Below are 24,444 nucleotides of genomic sequence, written 5' to 3' on the forward strand. Positions count from 1 at the left end.
ACCTGCTGGCCGGTAGACCGTTATTTTATAGAAGGAAAAAGGAACACTACTTTTCTGGGAGAACATGTCATCAAATATCACCGTACTTTAACATCTTATTTAAATACATTATTAAAAGCAGGTTTTAAAATCAAAGAAGTTATTGAACCTCAACCAGGCGAAGAGATGTTGAAAGAAATTCCGGAGATGAAAGAGGAACTCCGCAGACCAATGATGTTACTCATTTCAGCTGAAAAATAATTTTCAACCAGAAATTTGAATTTATTTCTCTTACAATCTGATGATCTATCAACGTTAAAATCCAGTATCATTTTCTGTTTCTCAGTTCCGGAAGAACATGATCCGGCACTTTAAGAATACAGATCATTACCAAAATCAGACAGAGAATATTAATCAGCAAAGCAACAGAGAAAGCATTGTGATAATGTTGTGCATCAGGTTTTTCTCCAAGAAAATAATAGAAAACACTTCCTACAGCAACAATTCCGATAATGGCAGCAATCTGCTGAAAGGTATTATAAACACCTGAGGCATTGCCAATCAGCTTTTCAGACATTCCGGACAGGGCTATATTGGCCAGGGAGGGAATAATTGATCCTATTCCCAATCCATGTAAAAATAACAGCAGACAAAAAACAGGAAAATTCGTCTGCCTATTGAATAAAAACAATTGAAGGATTAGGATAACCATAATAAAGCCAAGTCCTGCTATCAGGGATTTCTTTCCATATTTCAAAATCAGTTTTACAGAAACGAACGATGCCAGGATAAAACCTAACCCTTGAAAAACAATAATCTCCCCTGCGTCCAACGGGCTGATCTTTAATCCATTCTGAAAGAAAAGGGACAGAATATAAAAATAAGAATCCAGCATAATAAAAAAGAAAGAAACCGCTATGATTCCAAGATTAAAATTTTTACATCTGAATAGTTCAAAATCAATGAGATAAGAACGTTTATAGTGAATCCTTTTCTTCTGATTTTTTATAAAAGTGAATAAAATCCCGCCAGAAATCATCATTAAAGAAATATTTTTGAAATGCAGCCCTTCATGCTCAGATGTGGTTAAAGCATAAGTAGCACAGAACAATCCTGCAGAAAGAATCAGAACACCCGCCACATCAAAGGACTGTTTCACAGGAATTTTAGATTCTTCCAATAATTTCAAGGTAAGAAAAACTGCCGGCAGGCCAATTGGAATATTGATCAGAAAAATGAGTCTCCAGGGTTCATTCATCATGCTCAGAGAAGAAAAATAACCACCCAGAAACTGTCCCAAAACAGTTCCTATCCCAATAGTTATACCGTACCAGCCCATCGCTTTGGTCCGTTCATGATGATCCGGAAACAGAATCTGTATCATAGAAAGTACCTGGGGCGCCATCATTGCTGCACTGATTCCCTGTACAAATCTTGAAATAATCAACTGACCTGCTCCTGCAGAAAATCCGCACACCACCGAGCTTATCATAAAAGCCAATAACCCGATCATATAGATCTTTTTTCTCCCGTACAGATCACCCAATCGCCCTCCTGTAATGAGTAAAGAAGCAAAACCGATAAGATAAGCTGCAATCATCAGCTGCATTTCTCCGTTGGAAGCCTGAAGATCACGCTGTATGGAAGGTATGGATACATTCATGATAAAAATATCCATAATTATCAGCAACTGACCAAAAAGCACTACCAATAATTTCAAATACTTACGTTTCATTTTTATATAGATATATCTATTTTTTATAATTAAAAAAAATTAGGGTAATAAGCCCTGTATCATTTTTTTCATGTGATCAAATGAGTTGTTCTGCCTGTTGATTGTGGAAGTTACAACCGCTCCTTCTATTAAAAGGAAAATATTTTCTGTTATCAAATCCGGATCATTCAGCTTTGCTTCTGCTGTGTATTCGTTAACGATTGCTTTAATCAGTTCTTTTTGTTTTTCTTTATGTTGTTTTGCAAAAGCAGAAACGGCAGGATTTCCCTCTCCGATTTCAGAAACAATTTTAATGAAATGACAGCCTGCAAACTTTGAAGTCTGCTGGAGTTTCTTCCGGTAATCAATAAGCGCAAGAATCTTTTCTTTCGGGTTTGAAATTTTGGATGTGGTGCTTTCAAATCCTTCAAACCATTCATGCTCTTCTTTAACCAGATAAGCCCGGAGAAGATCATTTTTAGATGAAAAGTGATTGTACAAAGAGCCAATCGCAATGCCAGCCTCCGCAATGATCTGATTGATTCCCGTTGAGTTGTAGCCTTGTTTATAAAACAAATCTGAAGCAACCCTGATAATCCTTTCACGTACTTTTTCCTTTTTCATCTTGAAAATTTTTACAAATGTAGATAAAAAAAATAGATAAGTCTATCTATTTTTAAAATTGAGATAAAAACTTTATTTTTAGAAGATCAATACAATCTGTTCAAAATGAAGGTTCTGTTTTTTACGCCAAAAGAATTGATGAAAATATGAATTTGCAGCAGCAGAGTTCGAAGACCCGGAAGGAAACAGAATTGCAATGCAAAAAACAGTACAACAGCATACCATTCATTGCATATTATTTTTTTTAATACAGTTGATGCATATTTTGTATATTTAAACAACCATTTGAAATCTAATTTGGTAAATAACTATGGCGGAAGAACTATATTTCATCAAGACCAATCCCACTATTGCCAAAATTAATTTGTACAATAAGCTCAGCCGTGAAGAAGAACATATTCTGAAATTTCTTCAGCCTGAAGCGAAAAACAGCCTTGAAACCATTAAAGAAAAAGTAAAAAGTTCTGTTGAAGAGCTTACTCAGGAAGAACTTCTGCTTATTTTTCAATGGTTTCACAAAGTATATTCTTCAGATCACGAAGAGACCAAAACACAGCTTTTCATCAATGGTATCGATCTTTTTTATGAAATTCCAACAACCGTTCATGCCGAGAATTTCCTTCAGATCCTTTCCGATTATGAAAAACTGCTGAAACAGGACATGAATTATATTGTGGATGCTAAAAATTTCAATCAATTTCTGATCTACGGAATATTTCTGACAGAGATGATCAACAGAAAACAAAATTCTGATAATATCCTTTGTGAATATCTGAAGCCGGATAACCAGTCTTTGTACCTTCTGGCAGAAGACCAATGTGGCTTGAAAGATTTTGATCCTGCCATCATCCCGGATCTTCAGCATTACTTTACCGATCTTTATGATCTGACCAGATTTTATAAGGGATCTATCATCAAGCTTGAACAGGAATAGAAAATTATGCGGTTTATGTAACATCCTGCAATCAATAATTGTCTTTTATAGTATTGAACCAGGATAAAAACTATAACACAGCCGGCAGTCTCCTTTTACCGTGCAGAACTGCTGGCTTTTTTATATATCTGCTTTACTGCAAAAAGATAGTACCCCACTCCTCCTGCAACATAAGCCACCACATCAAAAAAATCTCCGGTAAAATGACTTGATAGTTTGGGACAGATCACTTCAAATAAAAAAGAGAGATACAGCACTGAGGTCAATACAAACTTCAAATCAGGTTTCCATTGATAGCTGAGAATCCCATTCATAATATATTCTATCAGATAACAATACATGGGAATTGTAATACAATCTGTAAAATGGTCATTGATAAAGGGAATAATAATTCCGTTTCTTCTCAGCAGAATAATAATTGCCCATGTTGCCATTCCCAGCAGGAACCAAAAGGAAATTCTTTTTTTCATCACATATGCAATACAGCCATTATCACCCCAAGAATCACCTGCAGTATTTTTGATATAACTTCCCCAGGATCTGTTTTACTTTCTTGATCAGTATTTTCAGCTGATGTATAATTGAATTTCTGTTTACCTTCCATTGTCATAAGATTTGATACTGCAAAGATATCAAATTAGAACAATTGTTCTAATTCTAAAAATATGATTTATATCCACTCTGATATTCTTATCTTTGGGTTATGAAGACCAAGGATAAAATTCTGTCTAAAGCACTGGAATTATTTAATGATAAAGGGTATAACAATATTACCACAAGGCATATTGCGGCTGAACTGCACATCAGTGCAGGAAATCTGCATTATCATTTCAAACATTCTGAAGACATCATTACAATCCTATTCTCAGAGCTTACCCTGGAAATGGATGAGCTGCTGAACCAGATGAAAAAAAAGGAAAATAAAAGTCTGGAAGATCTTTATCAGTTTACCTATTCTACCTGTGAAATTTTCTATTCTTACCGTTTTATATTTATCAATTTTATAGATATTCTGAATCGCAATCCGGACATCAAAGCCAATTATGAAGGGATTAATTTCAGCAGAAAAGAGGAATTTCAAATGATCTTTTCAGACCTTCAGAAGAACAATATATTTCTGAAAGATGTGCCCAATTTTATTATAAATGGCCTTGTTGAGCAGATTTTCATCATTGCCGACAACTGGCTTACCCATAACAGGCTTATTTTGAAACTCAGTCCGAAAGAAGCCATTCAGCATTATACCCTTTTGCAGATGAATCTTTTCTACCCACTTCTCAATAAAGAACAGCAAGAGCTTTATGAACAACTTTACATCAGATAACCCAATCATCATCAGAAAAGGAGCCAGTGATGATCTTCCGGAAATGCTACAGCTTTTTACGGGAACCATAGATGAAGTATGTAAAAAAGACTATGATACCCAACAGCTTGAAGCCTGGAAATCCGGGGCTCAGAATGAGGAGAGATGGATGAAAGTGATCCGTGATCAATATGTTTTGATCGCGGTCATAAAAAATAAGATTGCTGGTTTTTGTACGCTTGATCACGGAAATTATATTGATCTGCTTTTTGTACACAAAGATCATCAGCATCAAGGTATCGCAACCATGCTTTATCGTCAGATTGAAAAAGAAGCTTTGCTGAATTATGAAACGAAGGTTACTGCAGATGTAAGCAAAACAGCCAGACCATTTTTTGAAAAAGCAGGCTTTCAGGTTGTTCAGGAAAAAACGGTCTATGTAAAAGGAGTTCCTTTGACCAACTTTACAATGACCAAAAACATCATCGTTTAATTTTCAGGCTTATGGAATTACATTCTGAATACAAAGAGTATAGAATTTCAGTCCCTCATGAATTTGAAAATGTATTTACTCATTTTTATTTTGCTGAAAACACTTCCGAATCCTCCATTACCAAGACGCTTTTACCTACTTATCAGACAATTCTGTTATTTTGTTTTGGAGAAGATGCTACGATGTTTACGCGGGAAAACACGATGATAAGTGTGGACAAATGCATGGTATTCGGACCGGTAAGACAAGCTTTTGAATACACACTTCCCGCAGGATGCTCTATTTTGGTTGCCAATTTTAAGGATGATGCATTCTTCAGATTTTTTGGAAAAATATCTATTGAACAATCGCTAAAGCATCCGGATGAATTACTGGAAGAAAATTGTTTTACAGACCTTTGGCATCAGCTTACAAGATTAGATTCAGTCACAAAGCAGGTAGATTACATTCTTGAATTCTGTAAACCTTATCTGCAGGATCGGGACATTACAGGACAGCTTTTGAGCAGTTTTGAGAATGATCTGTTAAATCCCGTTAAAGTAATTGCAGAACAGACTCAGCAGACAGAAAGAAACATCCAGCGAAAGCAGAAAGAGCAGTTTGGCTATTCTTTAAAAGAACTTACCCGCTACAACCGTTTTTTAAAAGCAATACAACTCATCGAAAAAGAAACTGAAAAACAAAATCAGGTTAAATGGTTTACGATCATTGATGAATGTGGCTATTATGACCAGAGCCAGCTCATCCATGATTTTAAGCATTTTATCAACATTTCACCGTCTCAGTATTTAAAATTTCAGCAGGAGATCTGCAATCCAAAATCGAAATAATCTGTTTCGTTTTCTTACAATTTTTGAAAAGAGCACTGCGCTACTTTTGTCTCATTAATCTTAACAATCAAAACAATGAGACATTTAATCATTTACGCGCACCCTAATGAAAGCAGTTTAAATCATCATCTTTTAAACACAGTTGTTGAAACCCTTCAGCTCCGTAACGAGGAAGTTGTTGTGAGAGATCTTTATACCATAGGCTTTGATCCTGTACTTTCACTGGATGATATGCAGGGACAGCGTATGGGAAAAGTTTCAGATGATGTAAAAACTGAGCAGGAGCATATTTCATGGGCAGAACAGATTACTTTTATCTACCCAATCTGGTGGACCGGACTTCCTGCGATAATGAAAGGATATATAGACCGTGTTTTCAGTTATGGTTTTGCTTACCGATATGATCAGGGCATACAGAAAGGGCTTCTGGAAGGTAAAAAGACGGCGATTATCAATACTCATGGAAAATCTCATGAAGAATATGAAAAAACAGGAATGGATAAAGCATTGACATTAACTTCTGACAATGGCATTTTTATCTATTCAGGGCTTGAAATTATCAGGCATTTATTTTTTGATAAAGCAGATAAAGCTTCTCCCGAAAATCTGGAAATCTGGAAAGGTCAGATTAGAAATTTATACTCTGAACATGTTCTTAACTATTAATTTTTTTCATGAAAACAATGATAGAAAAACAGAGAATCAGCCCTATTTTAAAGACTTCTTATCAGGTGACAAAGAAAATAATAAAATACGGTTTTTACATCTTTGTCCTGTATTTTATTTTTAAGGAATTTATGGCATGAAATTAGCTTCAAAAACCGCAAGTAAAATTGTTTTGAACCATTATTTTAAGCCATTAAGATTGATGGATGGTTAAGTTTTTCTTTTAAAACAAATCTTGTTATAACCCTGCAATGCGTCTTAATGGTTTAAATATTGGATCCTCAGGAATTCCCTGTATATTTGCATAATGAAACATCTGAACAGTATATTACGTCTTCCATTCTTCAGTGAATATTACACTCCGGGCTATCGTTCGGGAAGACTTTCTATATCTGTAATCCAATAAAAATAATCTAACGTATATATAGAGCCCGGACAGTACCTGTCCGGGCTTTTTTCATTTTAAAACTATTCAACATGATTCATCCATTACAAGAAAATGTGGCTATCATCCTACCGGAAAACGGTCTGGAAAAAAAACTGGCGCAAGCCGAAAAGGAAAACAGAAAACTTTCCATCAAACTGGGATTTGATCCTACCGCTCCGGATCTCCATCTGGGACATGCGGTAGTCTTGAAAAAACTGAAACAGTTTCAGGATCTGGGGCATCAGATCATTATTGTTGTAGGAAGCTTTACGGCAAGGATTGGCGATCCTACAGGAAAAAATAAAGCAAGAAAACCATTGAGCGCTGAGGATGTTCAGCATAATGCCCAGACTTACATCAATCAGCTTTCCAAGGTTATTGATGTAGAGAAGACGAAGATTGTTTTCAATTCTGACTGGCTGGATGCTCTTGATTTTTCTGAGGTCATCCAACTGCTTTCAAAAGTGACCGTGGCTCAATTGATGCACCGAAATGATTTTAATAAAAGGTTTACAGAAAATACGCCTATTGCCATGCATGAACTGGTTTACCCGATTCTTCAGGGTTTTGATTCTGTAAAAATTGAGTGCGATATCGAGATGGGAGGCACAGACCAGCTGTTCAACTGCACGATGGGAAGACAGCTTCAGGAGGTGCATCAAATGCCTGCTCAGATTGTCATGTGTATGCCATTACTGAGAGGTCTTGACGGAAAAGAAAAAATGAGTAAATCCCTGAACAATATTATTGGATTGACGGACGAACCCAATGAAATGTTTGGAAAAACCATGTCTATTCCAGATACTTTGATTGAAGAGTTTATCAATCTTACTACCGATTTTTCTATGGAAGAAAAAACAGCGATTTTTTCCCGGTTAAACGAAGGCGAAAACCCAATGAATATTAAAAAAATCATTGCTAAAAATATCGTCAGCCAGTACCATGATTCTACTACAGCTGAAGATGCAGAACAGTTCTTTATCAACCAGTTTCAGAATAAAAATTTTGAAGAGAAAGTGTATGAACCTGTTGACATCAGTTCTTTGAAAAGCATAGAGAACAGAATCTCTCTCGTTGAACTTTGCCACCAACTTAAAAATGACCTCAGCAAATCTGCTATCAGGAGATTGGTTGAGAGTGGAGGAATTCAGATCAATACCATTAAAATAACAGATGCAAATGAAGAGATGGAGTTGATTCCTCAAACTAAAATTAAAATCGGGAGAAGGGGCTTTTTTGAGCTGGTGTAAGGCTGGAAGATGGAAGCTGGGAGATGGAAGTTTCTGGCAGACGTCGAACATATGAAGTTTTTTGACTGGAATATTTAAAAAAAAACAGAAGTTACAATAAAAAATGCAGAAGTTCTCTACAGCACAATAATAGCTTCCAGCTTCCTTCTTCCATCTTCCACCCTTTACAACCTTTAACCTATGCAAGAAGAAATAGGACTGAAAATTGCATTCAAGTAAGAGCTTAATTTCTTATTTTTGAATATGAATCTTAACCTGCGCTATCAACAAGCTGATGATACTGATATTGATTTTCTTCTCGATCTAAGAATGAAAACCATGAATCCTCATTATGAAAATTCCGGGCTTTCTACCGACAGGGAAACAACTTTGCAAAGAGTTCTATATCAGTTTGAAAAAGCCAATATCATTTTTTTAGATGACCAACCCATCGGGCTGTTAAAAGTAGACAGAACATTTACCAATATTGAGGTTCTGCAGCTTCAGATTGATCCCAGTCAACAGGGCAAAGGGCTTGGAAAAAAGATCTTGTCAGATATTTTAGAAGAAGCTTCTTTAGCAGGGAAAACGGTTTCATTAAGTGTTTTAAAAACGAATAAAGCACAGCATCTTTATCAAAGTCTTGGGTTCAGAATTGTGGGCGAAGACCAGTATTCTTATTTTATGGAAACGGAAAGACAATAGATGCTTTTTTTAAGTTTTGACTAAAGCCGTTGAATGTTCCTTTTGATTTAAACACAAATCTCATAAATAAATGAGCACAAATAGCCACGATCATCTGTGAGATTCTTCATTACATTTCATTCCATTCAGAATGACACTCCGGAACAAGCCTTGATTATCCGTTAGCCTTTACTGGTTTGCCATGGTTACGTAAATCAATCTTCCGCCTTCCTCTGAGGAAAGCAGTATTTTTTTACCATCGGTAAGTTCAACCATAGAGCCTGGTGGAATTTCTTTCTGTTCTGTGACATCCTTCATTCCTGATAAGCTTTGGTTGACCAATACCCATCTTCCCTGGTGGAACGTAAAATATCCTACCGGCATTTTATCCTGCATCGTCAGATTTTCATTGCGTATCACTTTCCTGGAAACATGCCATTTGAAAAGATACTGATTATGATAAACCATGAGCCTGTGATTTTCCGGTTTCCAGACCTCATCATCAAATTTAAAATATAAGTCTAAAACGGGTAATGTTCCCTGATGTGGTGTTCCGCAAAACGGACATTTGGGATTACTCGTATTATCAAAGACGTACCATTTTTCTGTACAATCCGGATTAAGACATGGTTGGATCAGATCTACTGTTTTCAGTAAAGCAGTTTCCCACTCATTGGCCGTGGGACGTCTGATGGGATCATGTAATCCGTCTACGAATGTTTTCCTGAACAGTTCTGAAATATATGGCCCTGTAACGGTATATGGAATCTTTTGAGGATCTCCCCAGAATGCATCCCATTTTCTGAGATGATCGGACTTTACATGGTTGGAATTATTTTGCGGATGTTCTACAAACATTGCTTTTTCTCCCATGGATAAAATTTCATCTTTTTCAGAATCCAGATCCCAGATTTTACCTCCACGCAGCGGATGCCTTCTCAGCAGATACATATAAATGAGAACCGCAAGAGCATGCAGGTCTGTTTTTTGATTGGGTAAATGCCTGTCCGGATCCTGAAGTTTCAGATGTTGGGTTTTCAAAACTTCAGGCGCAATAAAATCAGAAGTTCCTATCACTTCCGGTGGAAAGAGTTTGGGTACCACAAGGCCGTCAATATCGATGATACAGGCAGATTTTGTGACAGGATCCACCAGAATATTATTGTAAGATAAATCGGAATGTGCAAGCCCCATCTGATGCAGCTTTTTCACTCCCCGGCTGATATTGACTGCAATCTGAAAATAGCTAAGCCAATCTCCAAGCTCCGACTGATCCAGTCTTAAAGGATATTGCTGATTCCTGAACATGGGAGCTGTAAACCACTTCCCCACTTTATCCTGTCCCTGGATATTATCCGAACCGATATAACCTTTGGCAAAATAAAATTTATGGTGATAAACAGGAACTACAATTCCTGTGAGTTTATTTCTTTCAACAATATCATAAGGCCATCTGAATATTTCGTTCAGGAAGTATTCTGAAGCATTTCCACTCTGTATACTTTGCAGATAAGTGGAAACAATTCTCATGATCCTTTCTTTTTGTCCTTCATCCAGCGGATTCCGGTAAAAAGCAACTACATATTCTTTATCAGGCGAAAAATAAACATCTTTCACCCCGCCCCGGATAGGGTTTTCATCTACATATTCATAGGATTTGGCTGTGTCCAGAACAGAAACAACCTTAATGGTCTTTTTCATTCGTATTAATAGATTATTGCCAATGTACGGTCATCGTGGTTTCCTCTGCTCCAGAAATCGCTCCAGATTAAAAGTTCTTCATCAATCTTTTCATCATTGATAAAATCTGCTTTCGCCCTGTCATCATTATTTCCGGCTAGGTCTTCAAAAAGTGCTTTCCAGCTTGTTGTATCTTCCAGTTTATTTTCGGTGGTAAATTTAGGATCATAAATACCGTCTGTCATCAGCACCAGATAAGAAAAATCTTCTACACAGGTAATCCGGAAACGGGAAGCTATTGTATCATTAAAAATTTCTTTCATGGTGATGAAACGTGTCCCTCCACCAAATTCTCCCACATCCATCCGGTTTAAAAGCTTAACTTCAGAAAAGTCTGTGTTAATAAGATTGATCGGGCAGTCTCCCACTCCAAAACTCAGCATAACATATCCGAAACTGAACTTTTTAAGTAAAGTAAAAATAAGAGTAGCATGCAGATCATTTATTGAAAGGGTATTTTCTGCTGCGGCTTTTTCTAATGTGTGATAAACATGTAAAACACCTTCTGATAAGATATTGATGATATCCTGCTTGGCTTTCAATTGTTCTTCATCAGAAAACTGATTGATATATAAAACATTGATGTTATTTTCAATCTGATTTAAAGTCTCCTGTGAGTTAAAAAACCGGTTGATCGTTTCCGTTGCCAGTCTGGAACCTTCTCTTGCAGCTTTTGCTGAGCCCGCTCCATCTGAAACAGCAATAATATTCCAGCCATCGTGAAGCTTATTTACAGCAAAATCGTCTTCACGAAATTTACCTTCATGTGCATGGGAACGTCCTCTTTTGGAAGCCACCACAATTTTTTTGTCTGAAAAAGATCCTTTGAATGAGTCTTCTTCCGGTTTATAAAAAGCGGCGTTTGTATCGCTTGGAATATTCTTCCATAAATCTTTGGGATCTGCATTGACGAAGAGCTGTATTTTCTTTGTTTCAATCTGATGCTGATCATGAATATGATAAAACTGAATATCCAGATGATACATATTATTGGTAACCGGGACTCCTGAGATTCTATTGTTTTCAAAAGTAAGCCCTGCTTCTTCAATGTTTCCGATATTCTGAATCTGTATGTTCGGGAAATCTTCCATATCGAAAGTGAATTCATAGAAGTGCTTTGCACTGGCATTTTTCAATACCCAATGAGCATCTTTGAACTCTTCTTTTTCTTTAAAAACAACAGCCTGTTGCATCGTCTTTGGTTTGGATTCTGCGGCAGACTTCCTGAAAAATTTCCCCATCATTAGCCCAGCGTTCGGTTAATATCAAATCCTCCTCCAGAAAATCCGTAATAATCCGAAGTTCCACACCAAGGACATTTGCTGTATCCTTCTCCTCTCAGACAGTGTATACCTCCACACGAGCAGGTAGCTAATGCAATGGGATTGGCACAGTGCGGGCATGAAGTTCCTCCGTCCAGTTCTTCGATATTGATTTTAAGATGCGTTTTCTGATTGGAAGAAAGTCTGTAGTAGGCTTTTTCATCAATTTTATACGCTCCGTCCAATCTGTAATATCTTGTAGCCATTCCCGGTATGCTTGATTCTGCGAACGCTTTTTTAAACTTCATCAGATAAAGCTTTTCCGTTTCCTGGCATTTTCCGTTCAATACTACAAAATTATTATCCGGGAATCTCTGTTCCATTTCTGGATCTACTTTCTCCAGAATCATGGAATCTATTTTAGACAAATTAATTCCTTCTTTTTTGGCTTCTGTGACACTCTGGCTGGTTGTTTTAATAGAATCTGTTACCCATTTGAAAAACTCTTTGTAAGAATTCTCATCAGAATTATTGAAGAGTAAAACGTTATCCGCCAGAGAACCTAGAAGTTTATAATTCGTATTTTCACCTATAGATACGGCAATGGTATTAGATTTTCCGTTGTATTTGGTATTCCATCTTTCAATGGCTTTGGTGGCATCATCAGTGGGCACTCCGTCTGTAAACAGGAAGACGATAGGTTTCCAGTCGCCTTTTCTTTCATACGTTGTTTTCACAATATCCCTGTCAATACAATCCATTAGTTTAATTAGACCCTGGGAAAGTGACGTACCACTTCCGACCGGAATTTTAGGCGGATAAAAACTGATAATATCCTGCATCGGCGTAATGACTTCAGCTTCTCCCGCAAAACCAATCACGGAAATATAAACGGTTTCAAGTGAATAAGGATCTTTTTTTAATTCCCTGATGATATTGGCGATCCCTTCCTGCACCTGCTCAATAGGTTCTCCTACCATAGATTCGGAGACATCTACTAAAAAATAAATAGGCAGTCTTCTCATGCTGTAAAGACAATTTTTTAAATAATAATAGTAAGCTCCGATGGCGGCGGAGGTAATGTGATGTTTTCTCCTGTATTCTGCGATTGTCCTCCCTGTGTAATGGAGGAGCTCACCCATTTGAAAAAAGAAGAAAGGGTAATGGCATCTGTAGTATCAAGCTTTACCACATGATCTGTGAGTTCCTTCAGAAACTTTTCATCAGCTTTCGGGCCTGCTGCACATCCTACGATGGCACCAAATTCCAGTCCTCTGATCACAGGGATCATCTGCCTGTATTTTTGAATATCCGAAGGTTTTCCATCCGTAAATATAAAAAGCAGAGGCTGCCAGTCTCCCTTTGTATCGGCAGATTCTTTTACAATTTCTTTCTGCATCAATTCTGAAACCATTTCCAGGGCTGCTCCTGTATGCGTCGGGCCACTGTCCGGACAGGTAATTTCCATGGGATAAAAGCTCGCCAGGTCTGTTAAGGGTATCATATTTTTAACGTCTCTATCGAAGGTAATAACGCTCAAATGCAGGCTGTCCATTGCCTGCGGATCTGCACGGAGCATACTGATAAGGCCGTTGAAACCATTATTCAGGGCCTGAATAGGCTCTCCGTTCATGGAACCTGATGTATCTAATAAAAAATAAGCTAATAATCTCCTGCTCATTATAGATAAGTATTAATTCTGAAGCGGTCGGCGGAAGTCTCCGACTCCCGCCGACCGCTTTTATTATAGTTTAATAAAATTCGGGAATCTAGTTGGAATATGCGTATTGCTGTCTCAGAATATCGATAAAATTATCTGTATTGTGTGGTTCTCCTACTGCACGGAATTTCCAGTCGCCATTGTGACGGTAGGCTTCTGCAAAAACCATTGCACATTTACCATTCATACTTGAATCACCGGAAAGGCTGTACTTTGTAATTTCTTTTCCTGAAGCATCTACCGCACGGATAAATGCATTTTCAATCATTCCGAAGTGCTGGTTATTGGTTCTTCCCTGATAAATGGTAACAATGAACACAATTTTCTGGTAGCTCTGATCCAGCTGGTCCAGTCTTACAATGATCTGTTCATCATCTCCATCTCCTGCTCCGGTTCTGTTGTCTCCGGTAAGCCATACATTTCCGCTTGGATGCTGCATGGAGTTGAAGAAAACCACATCTCCCTGGTAAAGTCCCATCTGTCTTCCGTCATTGGTCTGTACTGTTCTTCCGAGATTAGCTACTTTTCCGTTGCCATCTAAAAGAAATGCTACTGCATCAAGGTCGTATTCGGCTTCTTTGCTGAATAGTTTTCCAAAAAAACCGCTGCTTTGTTTTCTTACATCCCATCCTAAGCCGATGGTTACTTTTGAAAGATCATAAACGCTTTCACCGCGGTCATTCTTTCTTAAATCTATCGTTTGTCCTTTCTGTAAATTAATTGCCATAGTTATAGTTTTTGTGTATTTGACGATTTATTTGATGATTTGTCCTTTGTAGTATTTTTCAAGGAAGAAACCAAGATCTGCTCTGTATCCTATTCCTGAAGCTTCAAACTTCCAGCTTCCGTTTCTTTTGTACAGTCTTCCGAACTCTACTCCTGTTTCAATGGAGAAATCTTCATCCAGTTCGTATTTTGCAATTTCCTGGTTGGAATGGTTATCTACTACTCTGATATAGGAGTTTCTTACCTGTCCGAAATTCTGTCTTCTTCTTTCAAAGTCTTCTATGGTAACCACAAAAAGGATCTCTTCTACTCTTGAATCTACTTTATCAAGGTCTATAATGATCGCTTCATCATCGTCACCATCACTGTTTTTACCACTCGGATCATCTCCTGTATGGGTAAGGGCTCCATCCGGAGAATTTAAGTTATTGTAAAAAACGAAGTATTCTTCGCTTACTAATTTTCTGTCAGAATCAATCATGATTGCAGAAGCATCCAGGTCAAAATCGTAGCCGGTTCCTTCATTCGGATCCCAGCCTAATCCAATCGTCATTTTCGTCAATCCTATCTCGATCTTTTGTCCTTTCTGTAGATTAATTGCCATAGTGTTTTATATTATGATTATTTTTTGCATTAAGATAGAAGTGATTTATGAACTGACCAAATTTATTGATGAAAAAATGCTATAGACCGCTTAATTAAAACGATTTAAGTTAAAAAACAGCCATAAAAAAAGGTCCAATTAAAAAATTGAACCTTATATTGTATAAAATGTATTGAATTAATTTTCAAATTCTTTATCCGAAACTGCTGTATTTCTTGCTTTGGCGAGCATAGGAATAGAGATTAATCCCATTACCAGCATAATCACAATCTGCAGCGGTAAAGAAATAAAGGAGTACGTAAGTCCCATTTCACCACCGAAATCTGCACTTTTTCCTACTGAAATAAACAGCGCCATAAAGCCATACTTCATCGCAAGGTTATACGCTCCGATTCCTCCACTGGCAGGAATAATCATTCCTAAAGTTCCTACTACAATAATGAAGAAACCGTCTGCAAAGGTAAATGCTGAAGTTTCAGGAAGTGCAAAACATACCAGATAAGCGGCTAAATAATAGCAAATCCAGATTCCTAATGTATAAAGGATGAATTTTCCTTTTTCTTTTAATTTAAAAATGGAAGTGATCCCCTGAAAAATCCCGTCAATAAAGCTAACCACTTTTCCTAAAAAAGGAATCCCTGAAAGTTTCTTTTTAAATACAAAGAACAAAACTGTTCCTGCAATCAGAATAGAAAGAACCAGTATGATCTTGTTGGGATTCATTGTTATTCCTGAATTTTTATAGAATGACAGAATGGCTTCATATTTAAACAATAATGTCAGCCCTAAGAAACCAAGCATACAGATCAGATCTACTACTCTTTCCAGAATAATAGTTCCGAAAGATTTATCTACAGGTACTTTTTCCACGCCATATAAAGCGGTTGCCCTTGCTACTTCGCCACTTCTGGGAATCGTAAGATTCATCAGATAACCAAATGAGATAGACCAAAGCGCATTGGAATTGGAAATTCTGTGTCCCATCGGTTCCAGCATCAGATTCCAGCGGATCGCCCTGAACCAGTACGCTAAAAGACCGAATACGGAAGCAAATAATACCCAGACATAATTAGCCTTTGCCAGTGACTTCTGAATGACTTTAAAATCCAGCCCTCTTAAGGCAAGCCATAAAAAAAAGCCTGCAAAAGCAAGCGATATTACTATTGTAAGTATTGATTTTACCGGACTTTTTGATGTTTTCTCCATGTACTACGTAAGAAGATTTGTTTTTTCATCCGGGAAAACGATCTTTGGCTGGAAGTCTTTTGCTTCTTCCGGAGTCATCTGAGCATAAGCAATGATGATAATGATATCATCTTTCTGTACTTTTCTTGCTGCAGGACCATTCAGACACACTTCTCCTGATTTTCTTTTCCCTTTGATCACGTAGGTATCAAAACGTTCTCCGTTGTTCACATTCACGATATAGACTCTTTCTCCCACTACCAGACCGGCAGCTTCTATAAGATCTTCATCGATCGTTATACTCCCTATATAATTAAGGTCAGAGGCAGTTACTCTCACCCTATGAATCTTAGACTTGAAAACTTCTATTAACATGTTGCAAATTTATTAATAAAAATTAATAAAACAGGCGTTTATTATCATTTTAAAACTCCCACAAACACAGGGGTTTAATTTAACAAAATACAAGAAATATAAAAATTACTTATAAATTTAATAATCATATGGTCAAAAAAATTAATTCTTCATACACAATTTAGGATTTAATAAATACGAAAAATAATATTAACTTTTTGCTAAAGTCAATACACATAAGCATTTGGCATGATTTTAGTAACCTGTAACGTAGATTTTCTGTGAAAAGTGGAATTATCATATTTTAACTGATTTCAGTGAAATGCAAAAAAATTTCACAAGTTTTAATAAAAAAATTGCACAATTAGAAAATAGTACTATATTTGCTATAATTACGAACTAACTTTAATATTAAAAATTATGAACAAGTCTGAATTAATCGACGCAATCGCAAAAGATGCAGGTATCACTAAAGTTGCAGCTAAAGCTGCTCTAGAGTCTTTCATTGGTAACGTTACAACTACATTAAAGAAAAAAGACGGAAAAGTTTCTTTAGTAGGTTTCGGTACTTTCTCAGTAGCTGAGAGAGCGGCTAGACAAGGTATTAACCCTGCAACTAAAAAACCGATCAAAATTGCTGCTAAAAAAGTTGCTAAATTCAAAGCTGGAGCTGATTTATCAAATGCAGTTTCAGGTGCTAAGAAAAAATAATCATTCAGATTACAAAAATTCAGGGCTGTTTCTTAGAAACAGCCTTTTTTATGTTCAATGATGATAGAAAATTAAACCATTAAGAAATTTTAAGGGGTTTATAAGTATTAAGTTTTGGCTAAAGCCTCTATCATTATGCATCATAAAAATAAGCGGGCTAAAGCCCGCTTCTATTGATATTACAAATTTTATATTTTCAGGTGACTTATCTTCTATTGAAAACCGCCACTTCTAACTTCTAACTTCTAACTTCTAACTTCTAACTTCTAACTTCTCATTACGGAGCCAGTCTTGAAATTTTCCAGTCCAGATCTTCAAGCTCATAAATAATCCTGTCATGAAGGCGATTGGGTCTTCCCTGCCAGAATTCAATTTCATAAGGTCTTGCAAGGTATCCTCCCCAATGGGCTGGTCTTGGAACTTCCGTATTTTCATACTCCTTTTCCAGCTCTTTTAACTTATCTTCCAGAAATTCTCTATTGGGAATCTCCTGGCTTTGCGGAGAGACCACAGCGCCGAGCTGACTTCCTTTCGGCCTGGAATGGAAATAACCGTCGCTAAGGTTTTCTGCAACCTTTTCAAGATCAGCTTTGATGATAATCTGCCTTTCAAGATTAGGCCAGAAAAAATGCAGGCAGGCCTTATGGTTGTTTTCTATTGCTTTTCCTTTTTTACTGTTATAATTGGTATAAAAAATAAATCCTTCGTGGGTATATGCTTTAAGAAGCACCATTCTTGTTCTTGGACACCCATCTTCTTCCACTGTAGAAACCGCCATAGCATTAGCTTCTGAGATCATCGGACTCTCATTAGCTTCCAAAAACCAGTCTCTGAACTGTTCAATTGGATTTTGTTTTATCTCACTTTCAATAAGTTGGGATTTCTCGTACACTTTTCTTCTGTCGTGCAGGTTTTCCATAAATATTTTTTATTAAATTTGAGTATGAATCACTCATACAAAGGTAAAATATTAATCTCGACACCCGACATTTCCGGCGATATTTTTTCAAGATCGGTAGTATTGATTATTGAACATAATGAAAGTGGTGCATTTGGTTTGATATTGAACAAAAAGAATAGCCAGATGAGTAGCAAATTCAAAGATTTTTTTGACTTTAAAATTGAGGTATATGATGGAGGACCTGTGGAAAACGACAAGGTATTTTTCATTGTAAAAGGCAAAAGAGTTACAGAGATCTATACAGACATTACAGATGAATACTATCTTACAGAAGATATCGAACGTATTATTAATGCGGTTTTAAGCAGTGAACTGGATATCAACCATATCAAAATATTTTCAGGATATTCCGGATGGTCTTCTCATCAGCTGGATACTGAAGTTCAAAGAAAAATGTGGACGGTAGTGGATGTTTACAATCTTGATTATACGCTTCCCAATGATCAGAACCTATGGAAGTCTATCATGCAGAATCTTGGAGGAGAATTTCTTCTCTGGGCTAATTCCCCTGAAGATATTTCCCTGAACTAAAAGTATATTTTTCGTATAATTCTGATAATTAACAAACTTTAAGATTCTCTTAACCAATTTTAAAGAAAGTTTTTCCGTTCTTTGAAAAACTAAAATCACTGATATGAAAGGTATTACACTACTTGCTTTATCAATATTTTCTACAGCGTTTTTATCATTTACTCCTATCAGCAAAAAATACATTGTCATTGATGCCGGACATGGCGGAAATGATTTTGGGGCTGCTTATGGTGAAATTCTGGAAAAAAATATTGCATTAAGCATTGCTAAGGAAATCCGGAAGATCAATGAAAGCCAGGACAAATATGAAGTTATTTTAACGAGAGACTCAGACAGCTCTCCTACCCTTGCTGAAAGAACAGATCAGATCAATAAGCTGAAGCCTGAAATGGTCATTTCTCTTCACGTTAACAGTTCACCTCAGAAGGAGAGATCTGACAACGGATTTGAAGTTTACGTTCAGAATTCTGACGTATCAAAGGAATTGGCCGGAAAAATCTATAAGAAATTCAATGCCCGTAAAATTGAAGAACGCCAAAATCTTCACATGCTAAGAGAAACCAAAGTACCTGCTGTATTGGTAGAACTTGGCTTCATTAATAATTCTGATAACAGGAATTATATTACCAGTGAGAAAGGGCAGAAAGAAATCGCACAAAAATTTGTTGAGATTATCAACGAATATTAAATAAAGAAACAATTTCTGATTTATTCAGAATAAAACCCGGTAAAGGACTTCTGGAACTTTGTTGTTTACCGGGTTTGTCAATTTTTATGGATGAAAACTTTTCTTCCAGCTTTCTACCAATTCGGAGAAACGGGAAGTTTCAAAAGTCTTATTTCTTATCTTACCTACAGAAAACATACCTTTCTCATCAGAAATCATTAAAATTTCTTCAGCCTTCTGGGATTCAAATGCGATAATCTCGTGTTCCTGAATATCAGCAAGGTTATTTTTATGTAAAAAAGTAACAAAGTTTTCCATCAAAGGAGAAATGTAAGCTCCTTCCGTCTGCTTGGGTACCTTGATGACATCACCTTCTAAAAAGAGAAGATTTCCGGCAGTGGTACGTGCTATTCTTTTGTTTGGATTCAGAAGGATCACATCGTCAAGATCATTTTCCTGTGCATAGATCACTCCGTAAATGTTTTCCGGACAGTGAACCCGGATATTGCTCAAAAGGTTGTTATTAACATTAATTTCCTTAATCAAATCCAATTCCAGAGGTCTTTGATGAATAGCAAGCACATCAGCCATTTCCGTCACCTCGTAAAAATAGGAAACAGAAGATTTTGCCAATGTCATTCCATCATTATTTCTGAACACCTGGAAATTGATAATTCCATTGCTTATGCCTTTGCCTTCAATAATTTCTTTTTGAAAAAGGGTCTGGAAAAACTCCAGCGTGTAAGTCAAAGGAATATTCAGTCTCATCTTTCTCATGGAAGCCATTAGAAAAAAATAGCATTCTTCGTCCATGATCAATCCACCATTTCTTAGAAAGAAAGAAACTTTTACTGAGTCTCCCCAAAGAAAAGCTCTGTTCTTTACATGTAACTCGTCTGATGTAAAATATTGATTTTCCAAATTTTGATGTAATTTATTTACAAAAAAATAATGAACGATAAATCGTTCATCAGTTTTATCATTTCATATAGCCCGGTATTATGCCGCACCTAGTTTTATTCTGAGGTTTTCGATAAGATTTTCCCAATACATTGCATTTTCCTCTTCATCACCTTCTTCACAGAAGTCTGTAATATTTAAAGCCAGATCTTCTGTAATATCATCAATTGTGATAGTCATTTCAAAGAAATTTTTTGTTCCTTCATCTTCTTCCCATCTGAAACGCACGAAACCTTCAGGCTTATATCTGATCAAAGTGGCCTTCTCAGCAGGACCTCCACCCCAGCTAAAAAAGAAATCATCGCCTTTCTCTGTTACCTCATCCGCAAACCATTCAGACAATCCCTCTGCAGTCGCCAGATATTCGTATAAAATCTCTGATAAACAGTGCATTGGAAATTCGTAATGGACTTTATGTTTCGCCATATAATCTTTGTTTTATCGTCCCGCAATATATAAATTAATTTTTTTATTACGCAAAAAAACAATTACTTTTTTATAGAATCTGCATGATATTTATCACTGGCTTTACATCCCTGTGATGGTAAGTTTTAAAGCCAAAAACTACCATGTAAAACATAAAAAAATCTCTCCTTTACAGAGAGATTTTATTTTAATTTTCATTCAGTATATCGATAATAATCTGACATCCTTCTCTTATTTCATCCAGAGATAATGTAAGAGGTGGAGAGATTCTCAGATATTCATTTCTGTACAGCTGCCAGAAAACAATAAGTCCTCTTTCCATACATTTTTTAGCTACTTCCAGAGTATATTCAGGAGTTCCGAGATTGACAGCCAGCATCAAGCCTTTACCATTGATATTTTTGATTTTTGGGTGAACCAAAAGTTCTCTGAACAACTTCTCTTTTTCCTCTACTTCCTTCATTAAACCGCTTTCCAGCACTTCTTTCAATGTAGCATAGCTTGCCGCTGCAATGAGTGGATTTCCTCCAAAAGTAGTAATGTGGCCCAATTTAGGGGAATGTGAAAGCGTTTCCATGATTTCTCTGGAGCTCATAAAAGCTCCCACAGGAACTCCGCCTCCCATTCCTTTACCCATCACAAGAATATCCGGAACAATTCCAAAGTGTTCGAAAGAGAACAACTTCCCTGTTCGTCCGAATCCCGGCTGTATTTCATCCAGAATCAGAAGTGCCCCTACTTCTTCGCATCTTCTCTTCAGTTTGATCAGGTAGTCGTTATCCGGTACCAGAAATCCTGCTGCTCCCTGAATGGTTTCAAGGATAACACAAGCCGTCTTTTCTGTAATTTTATCGAAGTCTTCTTCATTGTTAAATTCAATAAAAGAAACCATCGGTAATAAAGGACGGAATTCTCTCTTGTGAGTTTCATTTCCTGAAACACTCAAAGCGCCATGCGTATTTCCGTGATAGGAGTTTTTAAAGGAAACAATTTCTTCTCTTCCTGTATATCTTTTGGCTAATTTTAAACTTCCGTCAATGGCTTCCGCACCGCTGTTCACAAGGTATGTAACTTCCAGGGGATCAGGAGTAGCTTCAGCAAGCAATTTGCATAGTGCTACAGGCTTTTCCTGTGCATATTCACCATACACCATTACGTGAAGGTATTTATCCGTCTGCTCTTTGATAGCATCCACAACTTTAGGATGTGAATGTCCCAGCGTATTGGCAGAAACTCCTGCTACAAAGTCAAGATATCTTTTTCCGTCTGTACCGTAAATATAGCTTCCTATTGCTTTCTCTACTTCAAAACCTGCAGCAAATTTTGTGGTTTGTGCCTGATATGTAAAAAAATCTTTATGCATTTCCATTGTCTCCAAAAATTTCAGCAAAGCTATAAAAGATTCATTAAACGTTAAAATTAATCCACAAAAAAGACCAGCACTTTACTGGTCTTTTCTGTTATTTTCTGGTACGCTTAGGCTTTTTAGCTTCTTCTTTTGCCTTTTCATCGTCTATTGCTTTCTGTGCTTTATCGAAGAGCTCATTATCTGCTGTATATTGTATTTCTTCGTTATTCGGAGTGTCTACAAGGATGTCCTGCCATTTCCGGATCCTGTCTTTGGTATTCCAGTTAAAATCCGGGAACTTTCTTTTCGACGGTTCTATCATACTCATCGGATAGGTATCGGAAACAGCTCCGATACTGCAGGAAATAATCTGTAATGCTCTTTCTTCAAACAATGCTCCGATAATTCCGCAGGTAGATAAGGTAATTCCTATTCTTTCCGGTTTTTTGGTTTCCTGATCGGTATCATCCACATAGACGATAGATTGGGCATTTCCAACTACTCTTGCTTCTTTAATAGCATTGTTCTCATAGTATACCGTCATGAATTTCCCTTTCACCTGGTTGAACTCATCTTTCAGGTTCAGGGAGTCTACTTTACTGATGGCAAAAGCATTTCCAATTACTTTTAAGGAATCTATATCTTCTGTCTTGGTATTGAAATAAGCTTCCACTTTATCTCCGGTTACCTGCTTTTCGCCGCTCCAGAGAATCGGATTGGTGTACATATGCATGATTCCGTCTGTTTCATTGAAAGCAATGGAATCTGCTCTTCCCTGCGCATTGGATTTATAAATACGGGCTTTTTTGAAGGCTCTCAGATAGCTTTTCTTCACTTTAATATCCAGTGAGTCCGGTCTTTGATAAGAGATGATTTTTTCTGCGGCGAAATAAATGGAATCTTTCTCCATTACTTTTACAGCATACGGACTTTTAGTCATCATTGCGGAGTCTTTTTTCTCGAAAATCTCTCCGTACCCTCCTTTTATGTATCTTCTTTCTTTAGGATCATCCAGGGTTACATTGCCTGTTGCTTTACCAAACCCTGAAATCTGATTGTAGTACATATCATCACCCGTAAGGATTTTTTCGTTGTAAAATATCCTTGAGTTTTTGGTTAAATACGCCTCCTTGGAATCCATTTTATAGGTTCCTCTTTCCGTATAGATTCTGTTTCGTGGATTGGTTTTGCTGGTAATGGTTGTAGGACCATTAAAATCGGCAATTTTTGTATTTTGATTTTGCTTGATATTTGGACCTTCTATAGTATACTGAGGGGTTTCAATCTTTACATTCCCGGTAAGATCCACCACTCTCGTATTGAGAAAATAAGTTCCTACTTTCGCATAGGTAACATTCTGGCCGTCCGAAATTGTTCCTCCTGTATTAAAATACGCCTGATTAGCCAGTCTGTCGTAATACAGAATATCTGTTTTTATGGTCTGTTTAGGATCCATCAGGACCACATTTTTTCTGGCAACACCTTTCTGGGTATTGGCATCATATTCCATTTCTCCTGCTGTGATTACAGAGCCGTCTGTATTTTGAAGTCTTGTATTGCCTATTGCTTTTACAAAGTTTTCTTCATTATACAGAACAACTTCATCCGCAGTAAGAATGGAGCCCTGATGTTCTATCTGAACATGGCCGGTAAAATATTGATTCCCGTCGTATTTTTCAGGATCTTTCTTGATTTCGTCTGCGTGGATGATCTTTACTTTATCTTCAGGTCTCACCTGTTGAGGCTGAGTGGGTGAAGGAGCCTGCAGATAAGGATCTCTCTTCACAGGAGTTTTATCCTGCGCAAAGTTGAGCGTAGAAATAAAGAGTAACAGAAAAAGGGCTATTCTCATTAATTAGTCATTCTTAGTGCCATAGAAGTATAGCGAATGAGAATCAATTTTTACGCCAAATGCTTCTTCAATGGCTTCTTTGATTCCTTGGATTCTTGGGTCACAGAATTCAATAATTTCCTCAATCTCTTTATCAGAGTCTTTTTTGTAGATCACCAGGTGATCATGCTGTTTGTCAAAATAAGACTTTTCATAAGACGAAGAAGTCAATGTCTTTTCTCCGAACTGATGCTTGCGGATTAAACCTGCATCAAGGAAAATTTCAATCGTGTTGTAAATCGTTGCTTTGGAAACGTGATATTTTTTCTGCATCATCAGAAGATACAGATCATCAACATTGAAGTGATGATCCATATTATAAATTTCTTCCAATATCGTATATCTCTCAGGTGTGTTTCTGAACCCTTTTTCTAATAAGTAGTTTCTCAAAACATCCTTGATCAAAGCTATATTTTTTTCTTTTTGTATTGTATCCATTAAAAAAATTATCTACAAATTTATTGAATTTTATTTA

Annotated in this window: 27 protein-coding genes; 10 read left to right on the forward strand and 17 right to left on the reverse strand. The window is 36.8% G+C overall.

The window, feature by feature from the left end:
- Positions 1 to 307: 307 nt before the first annotated feature.
- Both V0410_RS10870 and V0410_RS10875 read right to left on the reverse strand, forming a co-directional pair.
- Positions 308 to 1,714, reverse strand: a complete 1,407-nt coding sequence (locus V0410_RS10870; protein ID WP_330747485.1) for an MFS transporter — start codon at positions 1,712 to 1,714, stop codon at positions 308 to 310.
- A 39-nt stretch (positions 1,715 to 1,753) separates the two neighbouring features.
- Positions 1,754 to 2,317: a TetR/AcrR family transcriptional regulator gene (locus V0410_RS10875; RefSeq protein WP_330747486.1), complete on the reverse strand. Its 564-nt coding sequence runs from the start codon at positions 2,315 to 2,317 to the stop codon at positions 1,754 to 1,756.
- A 310-nt stretch (positions 2,318 to 2,627) separates the two neighbouring features.
- Here V0410_RS10875 and V0410_RS10880 point away from each other — a divergent pair, with 310 nt between their 5' ends.
- Complete coding sequence (locus V0410_RS10880) at positions 2,628 to 3,251, forward strand: hypothetical protein (protein WP_202841106.1); 624 nt, start codon at positions 2,628 to 2,630, stop codon at positions 3,249 to 3,251.
- Positions 3,252 to 3,346: 95 nt separating this feature from the next.
- Here V0410_RS10880 and V0410_RS10885 read toward each other — a convergent pair whose 3' ends face one another.
- Positions 3,347 to 3,721, reverse strand: a complete 375-nt coding sequence (locus tag V0410_RS10885) for a hypothetical protein (RefSeq protein ID WP_330747487.1) — start codon at positions 3,719 to 3,721, stop codon at positions 3,347 to 3,349.
- A 233-nt stretch (positions 3,722 to 3,954) separates the two neighbouring features.
- Between V0410_RS10885 and V0410_RS10890 the strand changes: the two genes are divergently transcribed.
- From V0410_RS10890 to V0410_RS10915, 6 genes are all read left to right on the forward strand, one after another.
- Positions 3,955 to 4,575: a TetR/AcrR family transcriptional regulator gene (locus V0410_RS10890; protein ID WP_330747489.1), complete on the forward strand. Its 621-nt coding sequence runs from the start codon at positions 3,955 to 3,957 to the stop codon at positions 4,573 to 4,575.
- Complete coding sequence (locus V0410_RS10895; RefSeq protein ID WP_330747491.1) at positions 4,553 to 5,047, forward strand: GNAT family N-acetyltransferase; 495 nt, start codon at positions 4,553 to 4,555, stop codon at positions 5,045 to 5,047. Before V0410_RS10890 ends, V0410_RS10895 begins: the two co-directional genes overlap by 23 nt.
- Before the next feature lie 11 nt (positions 5,048 to 5,058).
- Positions 5,059 to 5,877: a helix-turn-helix domain-containing protein gene (locus tag V0410_RS10900; protein ID WP_330747493.1), complete on the forward strand. Its 819-nt coding sequence runs from the start codon at positions 5,059 to 5,061 to the stop codon at positions 5,875 to 5,877.
- A 75-nt stretch (positions 5,878 to 5,952) separates the two neighbouring features.
- On the forward strand, positions 5,953 to 6,543 hold the full coding sequence (locus V0410_RS10905) for an NAD(P)H-dependent oxidoreductase (protein ID WP_330747495.1): 591 nt from the start codon (positions 5,953 to 5,955) through the stop codon (positions 6,541 to 6,543).
- Between the two features lie 477 nt (positions 6,544 to 7,020).
- Positions 7,021 to 8,220, forward strand: a complete 1,200-nt coding sequence (tyrS, locus tag V0410_RS10910; protein ID WP_330747496.1) for a tyrosine--tRNA ligase — start codon at positions 7,021 to 7,023, stop codon at positions 8,218 to 8,220.
- 243 nt (positions 8,221 to 8,463) lie between these two features.
- On the forward strand, positions 8,464 to 8,904 hold the full coding sequence (locus V0410_RS10915; RefSeq protein ID WP_110010087.1) for a GNAT family N-acetyltransferase: 441 nt from the start codon (positions 8,464 to 8,466) through the stop codon (positions 8,902 to 8,904).
- Between the two features lie 168 nt (positions 8,905 to 9,072).
- Here V0410_RS10915 and V0410_RS10920 read toward each other — a convergent pair whose 3' ends face one another.
- From V0410_RS10920 to panD, 8 genes are all read right to left on the reverse strand, one after another.
- A complete protein-coding gene (locus tag V0410_RS10920; protein WP_330747499.1) occupies positions 9,073 to 10,584 on the reverse strand; it encodes a helix-hairpin-helix domain-containing protein in 1,512 nt (503 codons plus the stop codon).
- A gap of 5 nt (positions 10,585 to 10,589) precedes the next feature.
- The gene (locus V0410_RS10925) at positions 10,590 to 11,867 is read right to left on the reverse strand and encodes a PP2C family serine/threonine-protein phosphatase (RefSeq protein WP_330747501.1); all 1,278 of its coding nucleotides are present in this window, start codon (positions 11,865 to 11,867) and stop codon (positions 10,590 to 10,592) included.
- Positions 11,867 to 12,910, reverse strand: coding sequence for a TerY-C metal binding domain-containing protein (locus V0410_RS10930; protein WP_330747503.1), 1,044 nt, complete (start codon positions 12,908 to 12,910; stop codon positions 11,867 to 11,869). The genes V0410_RS10925 and V0410_RS10930 overlap by 1 nt, the downstream gene beginning before the upstream one ends.
- 17 nt (positions 12,911 to 12,927) lie before the next feature.
- The gene (locus V0410_RS10935; protein WP_110010091.1) at positions 12,928 to 13,566 is read right to left on the reverse strand and encodes a vWA domain-containing protein; all 639 of its coding nucleotides are present in this window, start codon (positions 13,564 to 13,566) and stop codon (positions 12,928 to 12,930) included.
- An 88-nt stretch (positions 13,567 to 13,654) separates the two neighbouring features.
- On the reverse strand, positions 13,655 to 14,332 hold the full coding sequence (locus V0410_RS10940; RefSeq protein ID WP_034698935.1) for a TerD family protein: 678 nt from the start codon (positions 14,330 to 14,332) through the stop codon (positions 13,655 to 13,657).
- Between the two features lie 27 nt (positions 14,333 to 14,359).
- Positions 14,360 to 14,935 carry a TerD family protein gene (locus V0410_RS10945; RefSeq protein ID WP_034698933.1) on the reverse strand — a complete coding sequence of 192 codons (576 nt, stop codon included), beginning with the start codon at positions 14,933 to 14,935 and terminating at the stop codon, positions 14,360 to 14,362.
- A 177-nt stretch (positions 14,936 to 15,112) separates the two neighbouring features.
- The gene (locus tag V0410_RS10950) at positions 15,113 to 16,141 is read right to left on the reverse strand and encodes a lysylphosphatidylglycerol synthase transmembrane domain-containing protein (protein WP_330747507.1); all 1,029 of its coding nucleotides are present in this window, start codon (positions 16,139 to 16,141) and stop codon (positions 15,113 to 15,115) included.
- Between the two features lie 3 nt (positions 16,142 to 16,144).
- Positions 16,145 to 16,495, reverse strand: a complete 351-nt coding sequence (panD, locus tag V0410_RS10955) for an aspartate 1-decarboxylase (protein WP_002976902.1) — start codon at positions 16,493 to 16,495, stop codon at positions 16,145 to 16,147.
- A gap of 399 nt (positions 16,496 to 16,894) precedes the next feature.
- Here panD and V0410_RS10960 point away from each other — a divergent pair, with 399 nt between their 5' ends.
- Complete coding sequence (locus V0410_RS10960) at positions 16,895 to 17,185, forward strand: HU family DNA-binding protein (RefSeq protein WP_002976900.1); 291 nt, start codon at positions 16,895 to 16,897, stop codon at positions 17,183 to 17,185.
- Positions 17,186 to 17,462: 277 nt separating this feature from the next.
- Here the strand turns inward: V0410_RS10960 and pdxH are convergent, their stop codons facing one another.
- Positions 17,463 to 18,104 carry a pyridoxamine 5'-phosphate oxidase gene (gene pdxH, locus V0410_RS10965; protein ID WP_330747522.1) on the reverse strand — a complete coding sequence of 214 codons (642 nt, stop codon included), beginning with the start codon at positions 18,102 to 18,104 and terminating at the stop codon, positions 17,463 to 17,465.
- Positions 18,105 to 18,128: 24 nt separating this feature from the next.
- On the opposite strand from pdxH, the gene V0410_RS10970 reads away from it, so the two are divergent.
- Complete coding sequence (locus tag V0410_RS10970) at positions 18,129 to 18,677, forward strand: YqgE/AlgH family protein (RefSeq protein WP_330747524.1); 549 nt, start codon at positions 18,129 to 18,131, stop codon at positions 18,675 to 18,677.
- A 103-nt stretch (positions 18,678 to 18,780) separates the two neighbouring features.
- Positions 18,781 to 19,365, forward strand: coding sequence for an N-acetylmuramoyl-L-alanine amidase family protein (locus V0410_RS10975; RefSeq protein WP_330747526.1), 585 nt, complete (start codon positions 18,781 to 18,783; stop codon positions 19,363 to 19,365).
- Between the two features lie 84 nt (positions 19,366 to 19,449).
- On the opposite strand, the gene V0410_RS10980 is transcribed toward V0410_RS10975, so the two are convergent.
- The 5 genes from V0410_RS10980 to V0410_RS11000 form a co-directional block, all read right to left on the reverse strand.
- Positions 19,450 to 20,265: an aminotransferase class IV gene (locus tag V0410_RS10980; protein ID WP_330747528.1), complete on the reverse strand. Its 816-nt coding sequence runs from the start codon at positions 20,263 to 20,265 to the stop codon at positions 19,450 to 19,452.
- Between the two features lie 78 nt (positions 20,266 to 20,343).
- Positions 20,344 to 20,730, reverse strand: a complete 387-nt coding sequence (locus V0410_RS10985) for an START-like domain-containing protein (RefSeq protein WP_034696870.1) — start codon at positions 20,728 to 20,730, stop codon at positions 20,344 to 20,346.
- Positions 20,731 to 20,917: 187 nt separating this feature from the next.
- A complete protein-coding gene (locus V0410_RS10990) occupies positions 20,918 to 22,093 on the reverse strand; it encodes an aspartate aminotransferase family protein (protein ID WP_330747682.1) in 1,176 nt (391 codons plus the stop codon).
- A gap of 97 nt (positions 22,094 to 22,190) precedes the next feature.
- A complete protein-coding gene (locus tag V0410_RS10995; RefSeq protein ID WP_330747533.1) occupies positions 22,191 to 23,930 on the reverse strand; it encodes an OstA-like protein in 1,740 nt (579 codons plus the stop codon).
- Positions 23,931 to 23,933: 3 nt separating this feature from the next.
- Entirely contained in the window at positions 23,934 to 24,407 is a 474-nt protein-coding gene (locus V0410_RS11000) for a Fur family transcriptional regulator (RefSeq protein WP_002976876.1), read from the reverse strand.
- Between the last annotated feature and the right edge of the window lie 37 nt (positions 24,408 to 24,444).

The organism is Chryseobacterium sp. CP-77 (assembly GCF_036362765.1).
Classification (GTDB): Bacteria; Bacteroidota; Bacteroidia; order Flavobacteriales; family Weeksellaceae; genus Chryseobacterium; species Chryseobacterium cupriresistens.